Source organism: Kitasatospora sp. NPDC057500, assembly GCF_042802195.1.
Classification (GTDB): domain Bacteria; phylum Actinomycetota; class Actinomycetes; order Streptomycetales; family Streptomycetaceae; genus Kitasatospora.
In genome coordinates, this window is sequence record NZ_JBHVER010000046.1 from 25,668 (window position 1) to 42,020 (window position 16,353).

Below are 16,353 nucleotides of genomic sequence, written 5' to 3' on the forward strand. Positions count from 1 at the left end.
GGCGGCTCAGAACAGCGAGGTGCCGCCCTCCAGGTCGAGCAGCCAGCGCTTGCGGTCGACGCCGGCGGCGAAGCCGGTGAGTGCGCCGTTGGCGCCGACCACGCGGTGGCAGGGGCGGATGATCAGCAGCGGGTTGGCGCCGACCGCGCCGCCCACCGCACGCACCGCGCGCGGGGACTCGCCGGCCAGGTCGGCGAGCTGCCCGTAGGTGACGGTCCCGCCGTAGGGGATCTTGTCCAGGGCCGCCCAGACCCGGCGGCGGAACTCGGTGCCGACCGGGGCGAGCGCCAGGTCGAAGGCGGTGCGCTCGCCCGCGAAGTACTCGGTGAGCTGGGTGACCGGCTCCGCGAGCGCCTCCGGGTCGTGCACCCAGTCGTCGGCGGGCTCGGCGAGCGCGTACCGCTGGCCGGGGGCGGTGACGGTGGCCAGCCCCGCCGGGCCGCCGCCGTCCGGGACGATGCCGCTGAGCATCAGCCGGCCGAACGGGCTCTCCATGTGGGTGAAGACGGTGGTGCTCATGCTGCGGTGTTCTCCGTTCCGGTGCTGGGGTCTGCGGCCGGGCCCGCCCAGAGGCGGTGCACGGCGTACGAGCGCCAGGGGGCCCAGGCCTCGGCCGCGAGGGCGGCGGACTTCGGGTCCCCCGGGGCGCCGAGCCGGAGCAGTCCGTGCTTGACGCCGATATCGCTCGGGAGGAAGACGTCGGGGTCGGCGAGGGCGCGCATCCGCAGGTAGCCGACGGTCCACGGGCCGATGCCGGGCAGGGCGAGCAGTTGTGCGGCCGCCTCCGCCCGGTCGACGCCGCCGTCGAGCCGGACGACGCCCTCGGCGAGCGCGGCGCACAGGCCGGTGAGGGCGCGGCGCCGGGCGACCGGCATCGCGAAGTCCTCCGGGTCGGCGGTCGCCAGGGCGGCGGCGGTCGGGAAGAGCAGCCGCAGGCCGCCGTTGGGCTCGGGCAGCGCGGTGCCGTACTTCTCGGCGAGCCGGCCGGCCAGGGTGCGGGCGGCGCCGACGGTGATCTGCTGGCCGAGGACGGCGCGCACGGCCAGTTCGTGCGGGTCGACGTGGCCCGGCGAGCGCAGTCCGGGGCGGGCCCGCACCAGCGGGCCGAGCAGCGGGTCGGCGCCGAGCTGCTCGTCGACCGCGACCGGGTCGGCGTCCAGGTCGAACAGGACGCGCAGGCGCTGGACCGAGGTCGGCAGGTCGCGCAGGTCGGTGAGCAGCAGCCGGCAGTCGAGCCAGCCGCGGGTGGCCGCATCGCCGGGGGCGAGGCCGTCCACCTCGGCGATGCCGTGGCCGTACGGGAGCGCGAGGGTGCGGCGGTAGGTGCGCACTCCGGGGCGGGCTCCCGGGACGACCTCCTCCACGCCGGGGACGGCGCGCAGGGCGAGGAAGTCGATCAGGTGATCGCTGTCCAGGGCTCCCCGGTAGGCGAGCCGCAGCGCGAGGCCGCCGGCCGGGGTGGCGGTGCGGCGGCCGGCCGCGACCTCGGCGCGCAGGCCGCTGGGCGTGCGGTCGTAGACCTCGCGGACGGTGTCGTTGAACTGCCGCACGGAGGCGAAGCCGGCGGCGAAGGCGATGTCGGTGACCGGCAGCTCGGTGGTCTGGAGCAGCAGCCGGGCGGTCTGGGCGCGGCGGGCGCGGGCGAGCGCGATCGGGCCGGCGCCGAGTTCGGCGGTGAGCTGGCGCTGGAGCTGGCGGGAGCTGTAGCCGAGGCGGTGGGCCAGACCGGCCACGCCCTCGCGGTCCACGACGCCGTCGCCGATCAGCCGCATCGCCCGGCCGACCAGGTCGGCCCGGTGGTTCCACTCGGGCGAGCCGGGGACGGAGTCTGGGCGGCAGCGGCGGCAGGCCCGGAAGCCGGCGCTCTGCGCGGCGGCGGCGCTGGGGTAGAAGGTGCAGTTGACGCGCTTCGGGGTCACGGCCGGGCAGCTCGGGCGGCAGTAGATGCCGGTCGAGGTGACGGCCGTGAAGAAGACGCCGTCGAAACGGGCGTCCCGGCTGTCCACGGCGCGGTACCGGATGTCGTCGTCGATCACGTTGTCCAGTCTGCGGCACCCGGCGGGCTCCGACTGGCGGGAATCGGACATGGGCGTCAGGGGCCGGCCGGGCGGAAAACCGCGCGCCCTGCCGCCGGTCGGCCGGATAGCCTGCGCACGTCCACTCCCAGTACCTCCGGCGCCGACCCCCAGGAGCCCCCGTGTCCGAACAGCCCTACACCGGTGCGGACGACCCCCGGGTCACTGCGTTGCGGGTCGACGAGTTCGCCTTTCCCGGACCGCTGCGGGACCGGCTGGTCGGCGCCGTGCTCTCCGGTGCCAAGACCAGCACCACCGGCCTGCTCGCCGAGTACGAGCGGGAGGGCGAGCCGCTGCCCGTCGTCGGCACCCGCGGGGCGGTGGTCGATTCGGACGGGCGGATCGTCGCGGTGACCGAGACCACCGAGGTCCGGGTCGTCCCGCTCGTCGAGGTCGACCTTCGGCACGCCCTCGACGAGGGCGAGGGGTACGCGTCGGTCGCCGAGTGGCGGGCCGGGCACGAGGGGTTCTGGCACGGCGCGGAGCTGCGCGCGGCGCTCGGCGACCCGGCGTTCACGGTCGACGACGGCACGGCCGTCGTCCTGGAGCGCTTCCGGCTGGTCGCCGGCTTCCGCTGACTCATGGGCCCGTCGGCGGCGGCGGGGTGCCGTCCCCCGCCGCCGCCGAACGGCCGGGCGTCATCGCTTCACTGGACCACCCGCCGCACGCATCGTCTTGGTGATGGTCTTCCACTTCTTCAGCCGGGCCGAGGCCAGCCGGGCGTCGGAGCGGGAGGCGATCCAGTCGTTCTCCCGCTGGAGCTTGCGGTAGCTCTCCATCCGGCGCTCCGGCAGCGAGCCGTCGGCGAGCGCGGCCCGCACCGCACAGCCGGGCTCGCTGTCGTGGTTGCAGTCGTGGAAGCGGCACTGCTCGGCCAGCTCCTCGATGTCGGCGAAGGCGAGCGCCACGCCCTCGCCACCGTAGAGGCCGACCTCGCGCAGGCCGGGCGTGTCGATCAGCACCCCGCCGCCGGGCAGCGGGACCAGTTCGCGGGTGGTCGTGGTGTGGCGGCCCTTCTGGTCGCCGGCCCGGGCCTCCTGGACGGCCATCACAGCGGTCCCGGCGAGCGCGTTGGTCAGGGTGGACTTGCCGACGCCGGACTGCCCGACCACGGCGGTGGTGCCGGGCGTGCAGGCGCGCAGCACGTCCATCCCCTCGCCGGTCTCGGCGCTGACCACCAGCACGGTGACGCCGGGCGCGGCGGCCTCGACGTCGGCGCGGATGAAGTCGGCGTCGTCGACCAGGTCGGCCTTGGTGAGCACGACCAGCGGCTCGGCGCCGGACTCCCAGGCGAGGGCGAGGAAGCGCTCGATCCGCCCGAGGTCGGGCTCGGCGGCGAGCGAGGCGGCGACCACCACGGTGTCGACGTTGGCGGCGAGGACCTGGCCGTCGGAGCGCTTGCCGGCGACCTTGCGGATGATCGCGGTGGAGCGCGGCAGCAGCGCGGCGACCGTGGGCATGGGCAGCCCCGCCGAGAGGTCGACGGCGGCCCAGTCCCCGGTGCACGGGCAGTTGACCATGTCGGCGTCGCCGACCTGCCGGGTGTCGGCCCGGACGGTGCGCAGTGCGCCGGTCTCGGGATCGGCGAGCACGGCGTCGCACTGGCCGCGGTCGACCCGGACGATCCGGGCCGCGACCAGGCCGGCCCCGGCGAGCGGCGCGAACAGCTCGTCGAGCTCGGCCGTCCACCCGTAGCCGGCCAGCGGCGGGGCGCCGTCGAGGTTGCCGAGGTCGCCGAGGTTGTCGAAGTTGTCAGAGGAAACGGAGGCAGCGTTGAACAACGCAGTGGGCCCTTCGGGAGGAAAGTGATCCCGCCGGGCTGCTGCGGCTGCGTGCGCGAGGGGCTACGTCAGCCGGCGGCCGGCAGGGAGAGGTGGATGCGGGCGCTGCCCAGGGCAGCCGTCATGACAGTCGTGGTCACGGGGCTCACCTCCTGCTTTCTCTCCTCGAACGGCGCCGACGCCGCCCGAACCGGACGCCCACACGCTAGCGGCCCGGCCCCACCCTGCCAACAGGTTTTCCACCTGCGGCTCCCCTCCCCGCAAGCCCTCAGGGCTCAGCGCTCAGCGCTCGTCCCACGGCGGGCGGGGCGGGCGGGTCGGCAACGGGTACTCGGGCGGCGGGGCGGTCGGGCGGTCGCTGTCCGGCGGGGGCGGGGAGGGGCGGTGGTGCGGGCCGGCTCCGCGCGCGGTGAGGCGGCCGCGGACGTTCTCGGCGGCGAGCACGTCGGCCCACCGCTCGGGGTACTCCGAGGGCACCTCGACGTCCTCGCCCTCGTCCTCCCAGTACTCCTCCTCGCCGCCCTCGGCGAGGCCCAGTTCGCGCGCCCGGCGGGCCCGTTCGACGGCGCGCCGGGCGGCCACCTCGCGGACCACCGCGGCGGCGGCCTCCTCCTGGGCGCGCTCGACCTCGGCGCGGGCGTCGGCGGTCTCCAGGGTGGGCCAGCGGCGGTCTATGGCCGCGTTCATGGCGGCGCCGATGAGCACCGCGAGCGCCACCACGAAGATCCACAGCAGCACGGCCACCGGCGCGGCCAGCGAGCCGTACACCGAGTGGCCCTCGATGGAGCTGACCAGGTAGAGGCGGAGCGCCACGCTGCAGAAGACCAGCACCACCAGGGCGACCAGGGCGCCGGGGATGTCCTCGCGCCAGGGCGTGGAGACCGGCACCGCCAGGTGGTAGAGGGTGGTCAGCGAGACGATCAGCAGCAGGATCGCGAACGGCCAGTAGACGGCGTTGAGCAGCCCGGCGCTCGCCGGCACGGCGTTGCTCACCAGCTCGGGACCGGTGATCAGCACCGGCAGCACCAGCGAGCCGATCACCAGCGCGCCGAGGTAGAGGCCGAGCGACATCGTCCGGGTCTTGACGATGCCGCGCTTGCCGTCCAGTCCGTACATCACGGTGATGGTGTCGATGAAGATGTAGAGCGCCCGGGATCCGGACCACAGCGACAGCAGGAAGCCGATCGAGATCAGGTCGGGCCGGGTCTGGTCGAACACCTGCTTGAGCAGCGGCTGGACGACCTGGGTGATGGAGGAGTCCGAGAGGACCGTACCGGCCGCCGTGACGATGTCGGCCTTCAGCTTGTTGATGGTGCCGGCGCCGAGGAAGTCGTCCAGGTAGCCGAGCGTGCCGGCCAGGCAGAGCAGCAGCGGCGGGATGGAGAGGAGGGTGAAGAACGCCGCCTCCGCGGCGAGTCCGGTGACCCGGTACTCGACGCAGGTGTTGGTGGTGTCCTTGACCAGCGCCCAGACGGTGCTCCGCCAGGTGACCTGCCTGGTCGCCCGCCGGGAGCCCTTGCCCCGACGACGGGAGGGCCGCTCGGGGTTGGGTCTGATCGTTTCGCCTGCTGCTTGCACAGGGCTAACGGTATCGGGCCGGACCCGGTCGACGGTTCTCCCGGGTCCGGGCGCCGCGCGGACGGCCTCGCGGGGCCCGGTCGGCGGGAGCGGCGGGAACGCTCCGGCATCTCACGATTCGAAACTTCGGCATCCAGAATGCGGACGTTAGTGGACCGCGAGTCGTGCGCCGTGCGAATCTCTTGCCATGCCGAGCGCCGGAACCACCCTAGTAGGTCGACTGCACGTCGATCTCCTTCGCGTGTCCAGCGCCATCTGTCCGGTGACCTGAGCCCGACCCCGCCGTCTTCCACCGCACCCGGCGCCACCTCCCCCGCCATCCCCGCTGAAGCGGATGCACAGGCGCCCGCCCGGCCACCGCGACTGCTCTCCCGGCCCCGAGAAACCCGCAGGTCACAGCAGTACCGCACCGCCGAGCACGCCCAGCGATCCACCCGGCGTCAGAGCCACCTGCCCCGAAGGACTTCACCATGGCCACCACCCCCGAGACCGCCGAGCCCACGGCCGACCGCGCGCCCGCGCGCCGCCCCGCCGCCGCTCGCAAGGTGACCCGTCACCGCGGCGAGGGCCAGTGGGGCATGGGCCACTTCACTCCTCTGAACGCCAACGAGCAGTTCAAGAAGGACGACGACGGTCTCAATGTGCGGACACGTATTGAGACGATCTACGCGCACCGGGGCTTCGACTCGATCGACCCGGCCGACCTGCGCGGCCGGATGCGCTGGTGGGGTCTGTACACCCAGCGCAAGGAGGGCATCGACGGCGGCAAGACCGCGATCCTGGACCCGCACGAGCTCGACGCCGAGTACTTCATGCTCCGCGTCCGGATCGACGGCGGACGCCTGACGGTCGCCCAACTGCGCGCCATCGCCGAGGTGTCCGAGCAGTACGGCCGCAACACCGCCGACCTGACGGACCGGCAGAACGTCCAGTACCACTGGATCCGGATCGAGGACGTCCCGGCGATCTGGCAGAAGCTGGAGGCCGTCGGCCTGTCCACCACCGAGGCCTGCGGCGACACCCCGCGCGTCATCCTCGGCTCCCCGGTGGCCGGCATCGCCGAGGACGAGATCATCGACGGCACCCCGGCCGTCGAGGAGATCCACCGCCGCTTCATCGGCAACAAGGACTTCTCCAACCTGCCGCGCAAGTTCAAGTCCGCCGTCTCCGGCTCCCCGCTGCTGGACGTCGCGCACGAGATCAACGACATCGCCTTCGTCGGCGTGGTCCACCCCGAGCACGGCCCCGGCTTCGACCTCTGGGTCGGCGGCGGCCTGTCCACCAACCCGAAGCTCGGCGTCCGGCTCGGCGCCTGGGTCCCGCTGGACGAGGTCGCCGACGTCTTCGGCGGCGTCATCGGCATCTTCCGCGACTACGGCTACCGCCGGCTGCGCAACCGCGCCCGGCTGAAGTTCCTGGTCGCCGACTGGGGCACCGAGAAGTTCCGCCAGGTGCTGGAGGACGAGTACCTCAAGTACAAGCTGGTCGACGGCCCGGCGCCGCAGGAGCCCGCCGGCCGCTGGCGCGACCACGTCGGCGTGCACCGGCAGAAGGACGGCAACTACTACGTCGGCTTCGCGCCGCGGGTCGGCCGGGTCGACGGCAGGCTGCTCGCGAAGATCGCCGACCTCGCCGAGGCGCACGGCAGCGACCGGCTGCGCACCACCGCCGAGCAGAAGATGCTCGTCCTCGACATCGCCGAGGACCGGGTGGAGTCCCTGGTGGCCGGCCTGGAGGCGCTGGACCTGCGGGTCACCCCCTCGCCGTTCCGCCGCGGCACCATGGCCTGCACCGGCATCGAGTACTGCAAGCTCGCCATCGTCGAGACCAAGGAGCGCGGCCGCACGCTCATCGACGAGATGGAGAAGCGGCTGCCCGACTTCGACGAGCCGCTGACCATCAACATCAACGGCTGCCCGAACGCCTGCGCCCGCATCCAGGTGGCGGACATCGGTCTCAAGGGCCAGCTGGTGACGGACGACCAGGGCAACCAGGTCGAGGGCTACCAGGTGCACCTGGGCGGCGCGCTCGGCCTGGAGGCCGGCTTCGGCCGCAAGGTCCGCGGCCTCAAGGTCACCAGCGAGGGCCTGCCCGACTACGTCGAGCGGGTGCTGACCCGGTACCGGGAGGACCGCACCGAGGGCGAGCGCTTCGCGCAGTGGGCGGCGCGGGCCAGTGAGGAGCAGCTGTCGTGAGCGAGCGGAGCGTTCAGGGGTGCGCGTCCCGCGAAGCGACCGCCGAGCGCAGCGAGGTGGGCGCATGAGCGAGCGCGCCGCGCCCTTCTTCTGCCCGTACTGCGGGGACGAGGACCTGCGCCCGTCGGAGGCCGGACACGGCGCCTGGGAATGCCACGGGTGCCGCCGGGCCTTCCAGCTGAAGTTCCTCGGCCTGCTGTCACCGACCAACGGGGGTAACCAGAGTGACCGGCACGACGACTGACCACGAGGAGCTGGCCACCCGGGCCGGCCGCGAGCTGGAGGAGGCCACCCCGCAGGAGATCCTGCGCTGGGCGGCCGACACCTTCGGCAAGCGCTTCTGCGTCACCTCCTCCATGGAGGACGCGGTCGTCGCCCACCTGGCCTCCTCGGTCTTCCCCGGCGTGGACGTCGTCTTCCTGGACACCGGCTACCACTTCCCCGAGACCATCGGCACCCGGGACGCGGTGGCGGCGACCATGCCGGTCAACGTCATCACGCTCGCCCCGGCGCTGACCGTGGCCGAGCAGGACGCCCGGTACGGGCCGCAGTTGCACGACCGGGACCCGGACCTGTGCTGCTCGCTGCGGAAGGTCGAGCCGCTGGACCGCGGCCTCGGCGGCTACGACGCCTGGGCCACCGGACTGCGCCGCGACGAGTCCCCTACCCGTGCGAACACCCCGGTGGTCGCCTGGGACGCCCGTCGCCGCAAGGTCAAGATCGCCCCGATCGCCCGCTGGACGCAGGAGGACGTGGACGCCTACGTCAACGCCAACGGCGTGCTGCTCAACCCGCTGCTGTGGGAGGGCTACACCTCGGTCGGCTGCTCCCCGCTCTCCTGCACCCGCAAGCCGGGCGAGGGCGAGGACGCCAGGGCCGGCCGCTGGTCCGGCTCCGGCAAGACCGAGTGCGGCATCCACCTCTAGACCCGACCGACCGTCAACACCCTCCCGTTCTAAGGACTGCAACGTGACCACAGCCGACACCCTGGCCGCCGCCGGAGCCGCAGAGGCGGCCCCCGCGGCCGGCCCCTGCGAGCGCGGCGCCACCGTGTGGCTGACCGGGCTGCCGAGCGCGGGCAAGACCACGCTCGCCTTCGCCCTGGCCGAGCGGCTGCGCGCCGAGGGCCACAAGGTCGAGGTCCTGGACGGCGACGAGATCCGCGAGTTCCTCTCCAAGGGCCTCGGCTTCAGCCGCGAGGACCGGCACACCAACGTCACCCGGATCGGCTTCGTCGCCGAGAAGCTCGCCGCCAACGGCGTCAAGGTGCTCGCCCCGGTGATCGCCCCGTTCGCCGACTCCCGCGCCGCCGTACGCGAGCGGCACGCCGCCAACGGCACCGCGTTCCTGGAGATCCACGTCGCCACCCCGGTCGAGCTGTGCGCCGAGCGCGACGTCAAGGGGCTGTACGCGAAGCAGGCGGCCGGCGAGATCTCCGGCCTCACCGGCGTCGACGACCCCTACGAGGCGCCCGAGCACCCGGAGCTGCGGCTGCAGACCCAGGGCCGCGCGGTCGCCGAGTCCGCCGCCGAGCTGCACGCCTTCCTGACCGAGAGGGGCCTGGCATGACCACCGCGACCCAGAGCCTGGTCCAGGCCGACGACAACCCCTTCGCGCTGTCCCACCTGGACGCGCTGGAGGCCGAGTCGGTGCACATCTTCCGCGAGGTCGCGGGGGAGTTCGAACGCCCGGTGATCCTGTTCTCCGGCGGCAAGGACTCCATCGTCATGCTGCACCTGGCGCTCAAGGCCTTCTGGCCGGCCGCCGTCCCGTTCTCGCTGCTGCACGTCGACACCGGCCACAACTTCCCCGAGGTCATCGAGTACCGGGACCGCGTCGCGGCCCGGCACAACCTGCGCCTGCACGTCGCCTCGGTGCAGGACTTCATCGACCGCGGCGTGCTGCGCGAGCGCCCCGACGGCACCCGCAACCCGCTGCAGACCGTCCCGCTGCTCGACGCCATCGAGAAGGGCCGCTTCGACGCCGTCTTCGGCGGCGGGCGCCGCGACGAGGAGAAGGCCCGCGCCAAGGAGCGCGTCTTCTCGCTGCGCGACGAGTTCGGCGCCTGGGACCCGCGCCGCCAGCGCCCCGAGCTGTGGTCGCTCTACAACGGCCGGCACGCCGTCGGCGAGCACGTGCGCGTCTTCCCGCTCTCCAACTGGACCGAGCTGGACGTCTGGCAGTACATCGAGCGCGAGAACATCGAGCTCCCCGAGATCTACTACGCCCACGAGCGCGACGTCTTCGCCCGCAGCGGCATGTGGCTGACCGCCGGCGAGTGGGGCGGCCCCAAGGAGGACGAGCCGGTCGAACGGCGGCTGATCCGCTACCGCACCGTCGGTGACATGTCCTGCACCGGTGCCGTCGACTCCGACGCCACCACCATCCAGGCCGTCATCGCCGAGATCGCCGCCAGCCGCCTCACCGAGCGCGGCGCCACCCGCGCCGACGACAAGCTCTCCGAGGCCGCGATGGAAGACCGCAAGCGCGAGGGATACTTCTAATGAGCACCACCCAGACCGGCACCGCCACCTCGCTGCTGCGCTTCGCCACCGCCGGCTCCGTCGACGACGGAAAGTCCACCCTGGTCGGCCGGCTGCTGCACGACTCCAAGTCGGTGCTCGCCGACCAGCTGGAGGCCGTCGAGCACGCCTCCCGCAACCGCGGCCAGGACGCGCCCGACCTCGCGCTGCTCACCGACGGCCTGCGCGCCGAGCGCGAGCAGGGCATCACCATCGACGTGGCCTACCGCTACTTCGCCACCCCCCGGCGCCGGTTCATCCTCGCCGACACCCCCGGGCACGTGCAGTACACCCGGAACATGGTCACCGGCGCCTCCACCGCCGAACTGGCCGTCGTCCTGGTCGACGCCCGCAACGGCGTGGTCGAGCAGACCCGCCGGCACGCCGCCGTCGCCGCCCTGCTGCGGGTGCCGCACGTGGTGCTGGCCGTCAACAAGATGGACCTGGTCGACTACGCCGAGCCCGTCTTCGCCGCCATCGCCGAGGAGTTCACCGCCTACGCGGCCTCGCTCGGCGTCAAGGACGTCGTCGCGGTGCCGATCTCGGCGCTCGCCGGGGACAACGTCGTCGAGCCGTCCGCGCACATGGACTGGTACGGCGGCCCGACCCTGCTGGAGCACCTGGAGACCGTGCCGGTCGGCAGCGACCCGAGCGCCGAGCCGGCCCGTTTCCCGGTCCAGTACGTGATCCGCCCGCAGACCGAGGAGCACCCGGACTACCGCGGCTACGCGGGCCAGCTGGCCTCCGGCGTGCTGCGGGTCGGCGACGCCGTCACCGTGCTGCCCTCGGGCCACACCACCACCGTCACCGGCATCGACGCCCTCGGCCGGGCCACCGACATCGCCTGGGCCCCCCAGTCGGTCACCGTGCGCCTCGCCGACGACATCGACATCTCCCGCGGCGACCTCATCGCGGCCGGGCCCGCGCCCGTCCCCACCAAGGACATCGAGGCCACCGTCAGCCACCTCAACGAGCGGCCGCTGCGGGCCGGGGACAAGGTGCTGCTCAAGCACACCACCCGCACCGTCCGCGCGCTGGTCAAGGAGATCACCTACCGGATCGACATCGACAGCCTGGAGCAGCGCTCCGGCGCCGAGGGGCTGAACGTCAACGACATCGGCCACGTGGTGCTGCGCACCGCCGAGCCGCTGGCGCTCGACGGGTACCGCGACAACCGCCGGACCGGCTCGTTCCTGCTGATCGACCCGGCCGACGGCACCACCCTCACCGCCGGGATGGCGGGCGAGGCCTTCGAGACCGTACGCACCACCGACGCCAACGACCCCGACGAGGAGGACTGGGTCTGATGCCCAGCGAGGCGTTCTCGGGCATGGACAAGGAAGGCGGCCGCATCGGCAGCGGCGTCCTCGGCAGCGGCCAGGGCGGCCTGACGCGATGTGTGGGCCGACAGGGCTGAGAACCGCCCTGTCACCGGGCCGGCCGGTCGCTGTCCCTCCCCACAGCAGGCGCAGCGACCGCCCCGGCCCGGCTTGCCCGGCACCCGCGCGGTGCCGCAAGCACAACCTTGACCGAACGTCCGCCCGGGACCGCCTTCCTGACGGTCCGTCCGCGAACAGGACTCACCCATGGCACCGAACCAGGCACTTCCGCATACCCCGGCACACCCCGGCGCCGGCCGGATCAGACGCTCCGCCGCGGCCGCCGTGGCCGGCCTCACCGCCGTCGCGCTGCTCTCCGCCTGCGGGTACGGCTCAAACAACGACGACAAGTCCAACACCGCCGCCCCCGCCGGTGATTCCGCCTCCGGCGCCAAGCTCTCCGCCGACACGGTGAAGATCGGCTACTTCGCCAACCTGACCCACGGCACCCCGCTGGTCGGCCTCCAGGAAGGCATATTCCAGAAGGAGCTGGGCGCCACCCAGATCAAGACCCAGGTCTTCAACGCGGGCCCGGCCGAGATCGAGGCGCTCAACGCCGGCTCCATCGACATCGGCTGGATCGGCCCCTCCCCGGCGATCAACGGCTACACCAAGTCCGACGGCAAGTCGCTGAAGATCATCGGCGGTTCGGCCTCCGGCGGCGTCAAGCTGGTGGCCAACCCCGAGAAGATCGCCTCGCTGGACGACCTCAAGGGCAAGAAGATCGCCACCCCGCAGCTGGGCAACACCCAGGACGTGGCGCTGCTCAGCTACCTGGCCGGCAAGGGCTACAAGGTCGACGCCCAGTCCGGCGCCGGCGACGTCAGCGTGGTCCGCTCGGACAACAAGGTCACCCCGGACGCCTACAAGCAGGGCTCCATCGACGCCGCCTGGGTGCCCGAGCCGACCGCCTCCAAGCTGGTCACCCTCGGGGCGAAGGTCCTGCTCAACGAGAAGGACCTCTGGCCGGACAAGAAGTTCGTGATCACCAACATCATCGTCTCGCAGAAGTTCCTGGCCGAACACCCCGACGTGGTCGAGGCCGTGCTGCGCGGCTCGGTGAACACCAACGCCTTCATCAAGGCCAACCCGGACAAGGCCAAGGGCATCGCCAACGAGGCCATCAAGAAGGAGGCCGGCAACGCCCTGGAGCCGGCCATCCTCGACCCGGCCTGGGCCGACATCGACTTCCTGGACGACCCGCTGGCCGCCACCCTGCAGACCGAGGCCGACAACGCCGTCACCGCCGGCCTGCTCAAGAAGCCGAACCTGAACGGCATCTACGACCTCACCCCGCTCAACAAGGTGCTGAAGGAGAAGGGGCAGAGCCCCGTCGCGGACGCCGGACTCGGCGCCAAGTAGCGCCCGGAGGACCGCACCACCGCACCCGGAAACCCCGCGGTCCGGCCCCCGCCCCGCCCGAACCGATGCCCGCTCGATGCCCCGAGCCCGGGCCGGTCGGGGGCCCGGACCGCGGCCCTCTCCCTGACACCAGATGCCAGACCACACCACGCAGGAGGTGCCCGGAATGACTCCGGCACTGACCACCTCGGACGACGCTCCCGGCGTCGGCACTCGCGACGGCTCCCCCGCCGTCCGGCTCTCGCACGTCCACAAGTCCTTCGGCCGCCCCGGCGCGCAGACGCACGTCCTGGACGACATCACCCTCGATGTCGCCCCGGGCGAGTTCGTCACGCTCCTCGGCGCCTCCGGCTGCGGCAAGTCCACCCTGCTCAACCTGGTCGCCGGCCTCGACAAGCCCACCTCGGGCGGCATCGAGGTGCCCGGAGGACGCCCCGCGCTGATGTTCCAGGAACACGCGCTCTTCCCCTGGCTCACCGCCGGCAAGAACATCGAACTCGCCCTCAAGCTCGCCGGCGTCCCCCGCCCCGAGCGCCGCCCCGAGGCCGAGCGGCTGCTCGAACTCGTCCGGCTCCAGGGCTCCTACGACAAGCGGGTGCACGAGCTGTCCGGCGGCATGCGCCAGCGCGTCGCGATGGCCCGCGCGCTCGCCCAGGGCAGCCAGGTGCTGCTCATGGACGAGCCGTTCGCCGCCCTCGACGCCATCACCCGCGACGTCCTGCACGACGAGATCACCCGGATCTGGTCCGAGCGCAAGCTGACCGTCCTCTTCGTCACCCACAACGTGCGGGAGGCCGTCCGGCTCGCCCAGCGCGTGGTGCTGCTCTCCTCCCGCCCCGGCCGGGTCGCCCGCGAGTGGCGCATCGACCTCCCGCAGCCGCGCCGGATCGAGTCCTCCGGCGTGGCCGACCTGTCCATCGAGATCACCGAAGAACTGCGTGGGGAGATCCGCCGCCATGGCCAGCACTGACACCACCACCAAGACCGGGCCGGGTCACGGCGGCACCGTCGCCGACTACACCGGTGTCGAGGCGGGGCTGGACGCGCTGGACGCGGTCGTCACCCAGCGCAACTCCACCGCCGACACGCTGCGGCAGAAGGTCCTGCCGCCGCTGCTCGGCGTCGTCCTGGTGCTCGCCCTGTGGCAGGGCGCCTACAGCCTCCACGTCACCACCGCGTACAAGCTCCCCAGCCCGCTGGACGTCTGGCGGGCCGCCGAGGACCTCTGGTACCAGGGCACGCTGTTCTCGATCATCTGGACCAGCGTCTGGCGCGGCCTGTCCGGCTTCGTGGTCGCGGTCGTCATCGGCACCCCGATCGGCCTGCTGGTCGCCCGGGTCAAGCCGGTGCGCGCCGCGCTCGGACCGGTGCTCTCCGGCCTGCAGTCGCTGCCCTCGGTCGCCTGGGTGCCGGCCGCCGTCATCTGGCTCGGCATCAACGACTCGATGATGTACGCGGTCATCCTGCTCGGCGCCGTCCCGTCCATCGCCAACGGCCTGGTCGCGGGCATCGACCAGGTCCCGCCGCTGTTCCTGCGGGCCGGCCGCACCATCGGCGCCACCGGCCTGACCGGGGCCCGGCACATCCTGCTGCCCGCCGCCCTGCCCGGCTACCTGGCCGGACTCAAGCAGGGCTGGGCGTTCTCCTGGCGCTCGCTGATGGCCGCCGAACTCGTCGCTTCCTCCCCCGACCTGGGCCTCGGCCTCGGCCGGTTCCTGGAGAACCAGCGCGAGTTCTCGGACATGGCGGGCGTGCTGCTCGGCATCATCCTCATCCTGTTCGTCGGCATCGCCATCGAACTGCTCGTGTTCACCCCGGTCGAGCGCCGGGTCCTGCGCAACCGCGGCCTGCTGGCCTCCGGCAAGTGAGGCCTCCCGCATGACCGACCGCCGGCTGCCCGCCGCCCCCGCCACCACGGTGGCGGCGGGCAGCCCCACCCTGCTGCTGATCGCCCACGGCAGCCGCGACCCCCGGCACGCCGCGGCCGTCGCCGCGCTGGTCGCCCAGGTGCGGGCGCTGCGCCCCGGACTGGACGTCGCCACCGCCTACCTGGACCACTGCGCCCCGCGCATCCCGCAGGTGCTGGACCGGCTCGGGCCGGCCGCGGTGGCCGTCCCGCTGCTGCTCAACCGGGCCTTCCACGCCAAGCACGACATCCCCGCCGCCCTGCGCGCGGCCGGCGCCGGCCTACCCGTGGCCGAGGTGCTCGGGCCGTCGCCGCTGCTGCTGTCCGCCCTGGACCGCCGGCTCACCGAGGCCGCCCCCGCGCTAGCCTCCCCCGCCGTCCGCGCCCGCACCGGCGTCGTGCTGGCCGCCGCCGGCTCCTCCGACCCGGCCGCCGACGCCGCCACCCGGGCGGTCGCCGCCGAGTGGCGCCGCACCCGCGGCTGGGCCGCCGTCGAGGTCGCCTACGCCTCCGCCGCCGGCCCCCGCGTCCCCGACGCCGTCGCCGCCCTGCGCCGCCTCCCGGACATCGACCGGATCGCCGTCTCCCCCTACCTCCTCGCCCCCGGCCTGCTCCCCGACCGCATCGCCGCGGCCGCCACCGACGCCGCCGCCGACCACCTCGCCCCCACCCTCGCCCCCACCCCCGACCTCGCCCGCCTCCTCCTCACCCGCTACGACGAGGCCCGCACGAGGACGCGGACGGCCCCGGCCCTCACCGCCTGAACGCTCAGGACGCCTTGCGGTGCTGGTACTCCGCCACCGCCGCGGTGATCACGCTGAGCGGGACGACCACCTCCTGGTCCGCGACGGCCGCCTCGATCCACTCCCGCATGATCACCGTCGGCTTGATCCCTCTGGCCTGCGCCCGCCGCCGGACCTCGTCCATCACGGGCTTCGGCAGCCGGAGCGAGGTCGTGATCATCACCGACTCGGTGGGGATCGGCTCCGCCGGCTCGGCCGCCATGATGTCGTCCTCGGTCAGTTCGTGCGTCTCGTAGAACTCGGCCAACGCCTCAAGGTCCGCACCGTTGTCAGTCATCTGCCACCCTCAACTCGTCCGCTTGAGGAACAAGCGCCGCTCGGAGCCGGTCATGTCCCGCGCCGTGACGCAGTACCAGCAGGCCTTCGCCGCGGTGCTCACCACCAACACCACCAACAGGTGACGCCCGGCATCCGTCACGCCGAGGCAGAGCGTCGTTCCGTCGCGCCCCGGGACCGACCACCTCGGCCGGGTGAACACGACCTGCTCCACTTCGCAGGGAGTCACTCCATGCCTGGCGATGTGCTCCTCGGACCGGTCGGTCCAGTAGATCTCAGTTTGCACGACAGAGAGCGTGTTGCAAACGCATTGCGTCTGGCGAATCGGCCCCACCCGATCGGACGATGAGCGCGAACGCACTCGACCGGCGGGGGGATTGTAAGGGCCCCCGGGGGCCCCCCCCCCCCCCCCCAGGGCCCCGGCCCCCCGGGGGGCCGGGTGGGGGCGGGGGGGGGACCGGGGCGGGGCGGGCGGG

General features: G+C 73.1%; 17 protein-coding genes. 12 read left to right on the forward strand and 5 right to left on the reverse strand.

The genetic code is table 11. The annotated features are described in order from the left end of the window. Nucleotides 1-6: 6 nt before the first annotated feature. Both ACFU74_RS13165 and ACFU74_RS13170 read right to left on the reverse strand, forming a co-directional pair. The gene (locus ACFU74_RS13165) at nucleotides 7-519 is read right to left on the reverse strand and encodes a methylated-DNA--[protein]-cysteine S-methyltransferase (RefSeq protein ID WP_380755792.1); all 513 of its coding nucleotides are present in this window, start codon (nucleotides 517-519) and stop codon (nucleotides 7-9) included. Next, the gene (locus ACFU74_RS13170; RefSeq protein ID WP_380755794.1) at nucleotides 516-2,087 is read right to left on the reverse strand and encodes a DNA-3-methyladenine glycosylase 2 family protein; all 1,572 of its coding nucleotides are present in this window, start codon (nucleotides 2,085-2,087) and stop codon (nucleotides 516-518) included. The genes ACFU74_RS13165 and ACFU74_RS13170 overlap by 4 nt, the downstream gene beginning before the upstream one ends. 158 nt (nucleotides 2,088-2,245) lie before the next feature. Between ACFU74_RS13170 and ACFU74_RS13175 the strand changes: the two genes are divergently transcribed. After that, nucleotides 2,246-2,653 (forward strand): ASCH domain-containing protein, encoded by a 408-nt coding sequence (locus tag ACFU74_RS13175; protein WP_380755816.1) that lies wholly within the window; start codon nucleotides 2,246-2,248, stop codon nucleotides 2,651-2,653. A gap of 60 nt (nucleotides 2,654-2,713) precedes the next feature. Here ACFU74_RS13175 and rsgA read toward each other — a convergent pair whose 3' ends face one another. Then, entirely contained in the window at nucleotides 2,714-3,778 is a 1,065-nt protein-coding gene (gene rsgA / locus ACFU74_RS13180; protein ID WP_380755817.1) for a ribosome small subunit-dependent GTPase A, read from the reverse strand. A gap of 360 nt (nucleotides 3,779-4,138) precedes the next feature. Next, nucleotides 4,139-5,434, reverse strand: coding sequence for a YihY/virulence factor BrkB family protein (locus tag ACFU74_RS13185; RefSeq protein ID WP_380755796.1), 1,296 nt, complete (start codon nucleotides 5,432-5,434; stop codon nucleotides 4,139-4,141). 187 nt (nucleotides 5,435-5,621) lie between these two features. On the opposite strand from ACFU74_RS13185, the gene ACFU74_RS13190 reads away from it, so the two are divergent. The 11 genes from ACFU74_RS13190 (at nucleotide 5,622) to ACFU74_RS13240 (ending at nucleotide 15,562) form a co-directional block, all read left to right on the forward strand. Beyond that, nucleotides 5,622-5,705 carry a putative leader peptide gene (locus ACFU74_RS13190; RefSeq protein WP_310593185.1) on the forward strand — a complete coding sequence of 28 codons (84 nt, stop codon included), beginning with the start codon at nucleotides 5,622-5,624 and terminating at the stop codon, nucleotides 5,703-5,705. Nucleotides 5,706-5,904: 199 nt separating this feature from the next. Next, nucleotides 5,905-7,629, forward strand: a complete 1,725-nt coding sequence (locus ACFU74_RS13195) for a nitrite/sulfite reductase (RefSeq protein ID WP_380755797.1) — start codon at nucleotides 5,905-5,907, stop codon at nucleotides 7,627-7,629. Between the two features lie 64 nt (nucleotides 7,630-7,693). Further along, nucleotides 7,694-7,873 (forward strand): hypothetical protein, encoded by a 180-nt coding sequence (locus ACFU74_RS13200; protein ID WP_350543785.1) that lies wholly within the window; start codon nucleotides 7,694-7,696, stop codon nucleotides 7,871-7,873. Next, the gene (locus tag ACFU74_RS13205; RefSeq protein ID WP_380755799.1) at nucleotides 7,854-8,555 is read left to right on the forward strand and encodes a phosphoadenylyl-sulfate reductase; all 702 of its coding nucleotides are present in this window, start codon (nucleotides 7,854-7,856) and stop codon (nucleotides 8,553-8,555) included. The genes ACFU74_RS13200 and ACFU74_RS13205 overlap by 20 nt, the downstream gene beginning before the upstream one ends. Nucleotides 8,556-8,616: 61 nt before the next feature. Beyond that, on the forward strand, nucleotides 8,617-9,198 hold the full coding sequence (gene cysC, locus ACFU74_RS13210; protein WP_380755819.1) for an adenylyl-sulfate kinase: 582 nt from the start codon (nucleotides 8,617-8,619) through the stop codon (nucleotides 9,196-9,198). Further along, the gene (gene cysD / locus ACFU74_RS13215) at nucleotides 9,195-10,133 is read left to right on the forward strand and encodes a sulfate adenylyltransferase subunit CysD (RefSeq protein WP_380755801.1); all 939 of its coding nucleotides are present in this window, start codon (nucleotides 9,195-9,197) and stop codon (nucleotides 10,131-10,133) included. The genes cysC and cysD overlap by 4 nt, the downstream gene beginning before the upstream one ends. Next, nucleotides 10,133-11,458 carry a sulfate adenylyltransferase subunit 1 gene (locus tag ACFU74_RS13220; protein WP_380755802.1) on the forward strand — a complete coding sequence of 442 codons (1,326 nt, stop codon included), beginning with the start codon at nucleotides 10,133-10,135 and terminating at the stop codon, nucleotides 11,456-11,458. Before cysD ends, ACFU74_RS13220 begins: the two co-directional genes overlap by 1 nt. A 279-nt stretch (nucleotides 11,459-11,737) precedes the next feature. Beyond that, on the forward strand, nucleotides 11,738-12,892 hold the full coding sequence (locus tag ACFU74_RS13225) for an aliphatic sulfonate ABC transporter substrate-binding protein (protein WP_380755803.1): 1,155 nt from the start codon (nucleotides 11,738-11,740) through the stop codon (nucleotides 12,890-12,892). Nucleotides 12,893-13,058: 166 nt separating this feature from the next. Further along, entirely contained in the window at nucleotides 13,059-13,862 is an 804-nt protein-coding gene (locus tag ACFU74_RS13230; RefSeq protein ID WP_380755805.1) for an ABC transporter ATP-binding protein, read from the forward strand. Then, nucleotides 13,849-14,760, forward strand: coding sequence for an ABC transporter permease (locus ACFU74_RS13235; protein WP_380755806.1), 912 nt, complete (start codon nucleotides 13,849-13,851; stop codon nucleotides 14,758-14,760). The genes ACFU74_RS13230 and ACFU74_RS13235 overlap by 14 nt, the downstream gene beginning before the upstream one ends. A gap of 10 nt (nucleotides 14,761-14,770) precedes the next feature. Continuing rightward, nucleotides 14,771-15,562 carry a sirohydrochlorin chelatase gene (locus tag ACFU74_RS13240; RefSeq protein ID WP_380755807.1) on the forward strand — a complete coding sequence of 264 codons (792 nt, stop codon included), beginning with the start codon at nucleotides 14,771-14,773 and terminating at the stop codon, nucleotides 15,560-15,562. A 4-nt stretch (nucleotides 15,563-15,566) separates the two neighbouring features. On the opposite strand, the gene ACFU74_RS13245 is transcribed toward ACFU74_RS13240, so the two are convergent. Next, complete coding sequence (locus ACFU74_RS13245; protein WP_380755809.1) at nucleotides 15,567-15,878, reverse strand: CopG family antitoxin; 312 nt, start codon at nucleotides 15,876-15,878, stop codon at nucleotides 15,567-15,569. Nucleotides 15,879-16,353: the final 475 nt, after the last annotated feature.

Bases quoted from the DNA above. Each gene is read 5' to 3' on its own strand.
- ACFU74_RS13165 (WP_380755792.1), bottom strand. From the start codon at position 519: ATGAGCACCACCGTCTTCACCCACATGGAGAGCCCGTTCGGCCGGCTG.
- ACFU74_RS13170 (WP_380755794.1), bottom strand. From the start codon at position 2,087: ATGTCCGATTCCCGCCAGTCGGAGCCCGCCGGGTGCCGCAGACTGGAC.
- ACFU74_RS13190 (WP_310593185.1), top strand. From the start codon at position 5,622: ATGCCGAGCGCCGGAACCACCCTAGTAGGTCGACTGCACGTCGATCTC.
- ACFU74_RS13195 (WP_380755797.1), top strand. From the start codon at position 5,905: ATGGCCACCACCCCCGAGACCGCCGAGCCCACGGCCGACCGCGCGCCC.
- ACFU74_RS13200 (WP_350543785.1), top strand. From the start codon at position 7,694: ATGAGCGAGCGCGCCGCGCCCTTCTTCTGCCCGTACTGCGGGGACGAG.
- cysD (WP_380755801.1), top strand. From the start codon at position 9,195: ATGACCACCGCGACCCAGAGCCTGGTCCAGGCCGACGACAACCCCTTC.
- ACFU74_RS13220 (WP_380755802.1), top strand. From the start codon at position 10,133: ATGAGCACCACCCAGACCGGCACCGCCACCTCGCTGCTGCGCTTCGCC.
- ACFU74_RS13225 (WP_380755803.1), top strand. From the start codon at position 11,738: ATGGCACCGAACCAGGCACTTCCGCATACCCCGGCACACCCCGGCGCC.
- ACFU74_RS13230 (WP_380755805.1), top strand. From the start codon at position 13,059: ATGACTCCGGCACTGACCACCTCGGACGACGCTCCCGGCGTCGGCACT.
- ACFU74_RS13235 (WP_380755806.1), top strand. From the start codon at position 13,849: ATGGCCAGCACTGACACCACCACCAAGACCGGGCCGGGTCACGGCGGC.
- ACFU74_RS13240 (WP_380755807.1), top strand. From the start codon at position 14,771: ATGACCGACCGCCGGCTGCCCGCCGCCCCCGCCACCACGGTGGCGGCG.
- ACFU74_RS13245 (WP_380755809.1), bottom strand. From the start codon at position 15,878: ATGACTGACAACGGTGCGGACCTTGAGGCGTTGGCCGAGTTCTACGAG.